The following is a 5,609-nucleotide window of genomic DNA, read 5'->3' as shown; positions in this document are numbered from 1 at the left end:
AATGGAAGGTTATTTGGCTTGCTTATTTTTAGAATACCACACAATAAAAATTTATTTAAATGAAAAATGTTGACAAACTATTAGCTGGTTTATTTCAACATTTTGTGCTTCAAAATCTATATTAACCGGAATTTTTCCGCTTATTAATTTTCATCCTACAAAAAAATCAACAATCAATAATAATGAGCCTCTATTATGAACTCGAAATCAATCATCTAAATCGCAGACAAACTTGTCGCAAAGTTATACACAACATTTAAATTTATATTTTCCTATACAGTAAAAAAAACACCTACTCAAAACAATCTGAGTAAGTGTATAAAAATTGGCTCCTTAAAGAGAACCTTCTTTTGTCTTATTGTGTAAAGTAATCAATATGTGTATCCATTTTCGTTATGTACATATTATCTCCGAGCCCATATTGCCCGCCATGCTTGTCATCATATGTATATACACGGTACTTTTCTCCAGCATTCAGTACTCTCTCAAGAACCAATTTGTCATTGCTATCACGTTTCCATAGATTAATAGACTTCTTGATTTCTACTACACCAATTTGGCCAGCCTTCACTTCAAGGCCTCTAAATTCCTCAGGCGGCGGTGGTGGCGCATCGAAACTTGAATAACGCTTTGCACCGACATATTTATTCTTCCAATAACTATCATCTAACCCATTGATGCGAACACCACTAGATGTTGAAGCATGAATAAAGTTATTATCTCCAATATAAATCCCCGCGTGTGATACGCCTTTTCCTGTCGTATTAAAGAAAACGGCATCACCAGGTTTTAAATCTGATTTCGTAACTTCATCGCCAACCTTATATTGTTCTGATGACTGTCTTGGTAAATTATTAATATCAAAATTTTCGTATATGTATGTAATGTATCCTGAACAATCAAAACCGTTCGGTGTTCCCCCTGCATAAACATAAGGAGTTCCAATGAATTTCTTGCTATATTCTACTATGTCATCTGTACTAGCTGCACTCGCACTGCCTACTCCGAAAACGGTTGGAAAAAGCAACGCTCCAGTAATGACTACCTTCGTAATAATCTTCATTTAAACCTCCCGAAAATAAGAAAAATGTCGTATATTATCGCTCTACGTATAATATTACAATATTTTCAGGTAATTTATCATTTCAAATCTATTAAAAAATTCTAGTTATATTACAATCGTATTACAATTTTACTTATAATTAGAAAAATTAACGATGCTAAAAGACCTAATAGAAACAAAACTTAGCATATCTCGATCATCATTGTATAAATCGGGTGTCTGCACCTTTAAGATAAAGGTAACAATTTGCCATTATATAATTTCCAACAAGAGCAAAAGCGGAAGCGCCTTGATCAGCCTCAGGCATAGCACAAGACGAGCCTCACTAAAAAGGTGTCCTTTACCGACCTTTAGAGAATTGGCTTGTGACCTCGAGGTCGACAAAAACGCGACGTCCTGTACGTTGGGGGTTGGAGCTGGACGCAGAACTTGTCGCAAAGTTATCCACAACATTTAAATTTATATTTTCTATACAAAAATAAACCTTCTTACCTATGCAAGAAGGTTTATGAAAAGTCTGGCCAATTTTTTTGAAATTGGTCGCCTTTAACTTTTCCGAGTGTTCTATATCGAAAAGGCATTAAATCACTTGGTTCTTTGTTTATAAATTCTAGCGCTAATTCTAATGGAATAAGATTAAATTGCTCCTGTGCCTCCGAAAGGAAAAATGCATCTTTTATTTTGCCACTTTTCTTCGTATCAATTAATAAAAAGGCCGGATAGTAGCTGCCATCATTTGCCTCAAGAATCGCCTTTGCTGTAATAAAACCCTTTTTCTCTTTTTCGATATCGTCATTCTCGGTTTTATCTAGAGCCTTTTGGGCCCAGCCTTGCTTTTTATAACCCCCAATAATCTTGGGAGGAGCTTTCTCCAACTGCTTTCTTACTTGTTCCATATTATTCGAACTCATTGACATTCTTTTCCCTCCAACGAAAAGGGTCTCTATAAATGATCCCAAAAAAGAGCACAAAATAGAATTACTTGTACTAGCGTACCATATCATAAATGACAAATCAAACCAATACAAATAACATTTTTTGTAAGGCTCATTTATAACAAGGGCCAAATTCCTCAAATCAGAACAAAAGCACAGGCGCCGAAGGTCTCGCTGTACAAGGCGGATGTCCCCCCTCTTGATAAAGAAAACACGGTGAGCGTGGGCTTACCGTGTTTGACACAATCATTGCGGAGCTGTACTAAAGTTTGATAGGCGCCGAAGCTGGAAGTAGAACAATTTATTCACAGTTTATACATAACATGCGATTATATAACTTCCTTAAAGGCGAGTAATTTGGCCACTTATCCAATATTTATTTATATACAGCTTGAATTTGATCAATAAAAATGGCACCACTGTTTTTATTCGCGTCATTTGTTTCCATGTAGCGAACGGGTACTTCAATCACTAATGGGGTTTTAATCCCTTCCGGTACAGCTGCCTCAATATACTTCCAGCCTGTCCAATTTAAATTCTTTGTGAAATCAAGCTGAAGCTCTTGGCCGCTGCCATCCTTTAGTTGCATTCTTAACCAATGTCCTTTGCCATCTCCATAAACCCACATGCCAATTTTCTTCGGTTGTCCTTTTAATGCGATTGGTTTAACGGCCTCGATATATGCACCTGACGTACCTGATGTACCTGTAAAGTCATAGCTTAACTTTGCTGCTGATGTGCCCGTTTTACTTAAAGGATCCTGTATAAGGTTCACACTTTTATATCGTGCACCAGTTGCTTTATAGTTCGCTATTCCATTTTCAAAACCCTCAATAAGAATCGGCTCAGGTGTTCCTCCAGTCACATTGATTGATGCAGAAACCTTCCCATGGGAAACGGTAATCGTGCCTGTTCCTTTTGCAGAACCAGCTTTAAATTCACCCTTATTATTAATGGTTCCTAGATTAGCTGGAGATACGCTCCATTTAAATAAAGCAGGATCAGAGATCACTGTCTTGCCTTTATAAATGCCCTTCGGCTGGATTTTATATATGGTGTTATTTTCAACAATAATATCTTTTTCATCCACTTGGATGCTATCAAGTGTATTAATTAAATTCACTTTAATTTTGCTGCTAATATTGCCAGATGAAACAGTCATTTCACTGCTGCTTAAAGAAGTGGATGCTGTATAGCTGCCATCTGCATTTTTCTTCAATGCTGGAGAGCTATATGCCACTTGAGATACAGGGACAGCGTTATAGAATTGGTCCATTCCTTTAACTGTCAATCCTAAATCCTTATAAGTCGCACCAGCAAATAAAGTAAGTTCCTTTGGATTAACAACCAACTGACTAAGTGGGCCTTTCATCCATTGGCTAATAAATAATAAGGAATTTGAAACAGATCGCTCAATTCCATCTGAAGGCTTGTTCACTAAGGAAACAGAATCATTCCCATGTTCTCGCACAACCATTGTTGAAGAACCGCCACCGTCAAAGGTAAATGCTTGAACAGCACCAAGATCCTTCATCACTGAAGCCATTTCAGCTAGCGTAAGACCAACACTATGAAGAGCGTTACGCCCGTCAACAACAACTGTGACAATTCCGCCATCGGCTTTAATTCCGATTGCTGATCTTGGATGCACACCTGCGACCGTTTGTTTAACAACTGATCCATTTTTCACTAAGTGGTAACGGCCGCTCAACGCTTCCACCACTTGATTCCAATCATTTGAACCAAAGTCTGTCTTTACTTCAACCTTATCTCCTACAGCAATTGTTTTTAAGTAATCAGATGCAAAATGATGACCAGAAAGGATAAATTCCCCGCTATTTAGCTTCTCATCTCCTACATTTTCCACCACTCTAACAACTGTACCTGTCAATACACTATGCCCATTTAATTGGCCAGACTCTGTTTTTACAACTACTTCTGTTCCAAGATGATTCGTTCTTGTTGAGCTTGCAAAAGCTGGTGTATAAAGGACTAAATGATTGGACAATCTAGTTCTATTCACAGAATTTATCCAATAAGCATTTTGTCCATTTATTTGAACAGAGATTTTTGCTTCCGGGCTGCCGATTAATGGCTTGCCATCTTTTGTTACACCAAAAACAGCTAATTCATTTAATGGTGTTTGGCTTGTTGCAACAATTTCACCCTTTTGAATCATTAAATCTACAGGATGGCCATTTTTGTCAAAATAGTCTCCGTTAATGCCTGCCACTACATGCTTATCTGGTGTTTGAGAATTATTCGCTTGTTTAGACACCGATTCAAACCCATATAATTGCTCTGTTGCTAAAGCTGTTTCTAAACTAATTTTTTCTGTTTTTCCATCGTACTCAACTGTATAAATCTTTTGCTTTCCTCTGTTGCTTGTTACAGATAGCTCTGTTTCAGTTACACCAGGAGCAATATTTTTCGACTCTTGTTGTGTTATTTTTCCAATTGAAAGGTTTCCGATTGGCTTTGGTGTTGTTGTTCCACCGCCACTATATGCAGCTTCAAGTTCTGCCAGCTTTTTCTTAGATGGTGTTCGATAATCAACATAACCTGCCATTTTCGTAATATAGTAACCGCCACCGAGTCCATATTGGCCCCCATGAAGATTGTCATAACGATATACTCGATATTGCTCACCAGGCTTTAACACCCGTTCAAATATAAGCTTATTTCCATCTCTTTTCCATAGATTAATAGGCTTAATAACCTTTATTTTCCCCACTTGGCCTTTAACCATAAGTAGTCCGTCCCAATATACTTTCGGCTCACTCGCAGAAGCCTGGGAACCCAATCCAAAAATCAAAGCTGCCACTACTACTACATTCACAATCCACTTTTTCGCCATTTTCCCTCTCCTTCTTTATACTATTCTCTTATTATATGACATTTTCCCAGATAAATGGACAAATAACTAGATAAAACGACTTTTGAACTAAATAAAATGAGGGCGAATTTTGTAGTAGATTTATATATGTTCGTGTTGGACGTTTTGGATTGGTTAATTTTTTGGAGGATGGGGTATTTTTTCTTTTGTTGATGGGTTGATGGACTTTTGGTGGAGCGATCGGCTTCGGTTTGTCCTTCATTCACTTGATGATGGACTTTTCGTGGATCGATTGGCTTCATTTTGTCCTTCATTTGCTTGATGATGGACATTTTCTAGAAAGAACGGCTTCGGTTTGTCCTTCATTGGCTCGATGATGGACTTTTGGTGGAGCGATTGGCTTCATTTTGTCCTTCATTCGCTTGATGATGGACTTTTCCTAGAGCGATCGGCTTCGATTTGTCCTTCATTAGCTCGATGATGGACTTTTCCTAGAGCGATCTTCTTCGATTTGTCCTTCATTAGCTCGATGATGGACTTTTCCTAGAGCGATCGGCTTCGATTTGTCCTTCATTCACTCGATGATGGACTTTTTCTAGAGAGATCGGCTTCGGTTTGTCCTTCATTGGCTCGATGATGGACTTTTTGTGGATCGATTGGCTTCATTTTGTCCTTCATTTGCTTGATGATGGACTTTTTCTAGAGAGATCGGCTTCATTTTGTCCTTCATTCGCTTGATGATGGACTTTTTCTAGAGAGATCGGCTTCGGTTTGT

Annotated in this window: 3 protein-coding genes; all 3 read right to left on the bottom strand. The window is 38.0% G+C overall.

Annotated features, from left to right (window positions below; all coding sequences use genetic code 11):
* Positions 1–355: 355 nt before the first annotated feature.
* Entirely contained in the window at positions 356–1,063 is a 708-nt protein-coding gene (locus tag J2Z40_RS19570) for a C40 family peptidase (RefSeq protein ID WP_066397903.1), read from the bottom strand.
* 506 nt (positions 1,064–1,569) lie between these two features.
* Positions 1,570–1,980, bottom strand: coding sequence for a hypothetical protein (locus J2Z40_RS19565; RefSeq protein ID WP_066397912.1), 411 nt, complete (start codon positions 1,978–1,980; stop codon positions 1,570–1,572).
* Between the two features lie 394 nt (positions 1,981–2,374).
* Positions 2,375–4,855, bottom strand: coding sequence for a phosphodiester glycosidase family protein (locus J2Z40_RS19560; RefSeq protein ID WP_066397914.1), 2,481 nt, complete (start codon positions 4,853–4,855; stop codon positions 2,375–2,377).
* Between the last annotated feature and the right edge of the window lie 754 nt (positions 4,856–5,609).

It is taken from the genome of Cytobacillus eiseniae (assembly GCF_017874625.1).
GTDB lineage: Bacteria > Bacillota > Bacilli > Bacillales > Cytobacillaceae > Cytobacillus > Cytobacillus eiseniae.
This window is presented reverse-complemented; position numbering and strand designations above follow the sequence as displayed.

Excerpts from the sequence above, each read along its gene's own strand:
- J2Z40_RS19570 (WP_066397903.1), bottom strand. The coding sequence starts at position 1,063 with ATGAAGATTATTACGAAGGTAGTCATTACTGGAGCGTTGCTTTTTCCA.
- J2Z40_RS19565 (WP_066397912.1), bottom strand. The coding sequence starts at position 1,980 with ATGTCAATGAGTTCGAATAATATGGAACAAGTAAGAAAGCAGTTGGAG.
- J2Z40_RS19560 (WP_066397914.1), bottom strand. The coding sequence starts at position 4,855 with ATGGCGAAAAAGTGGATTGTGAATGTAGTAGTAGTGGCAGCTTTGATT.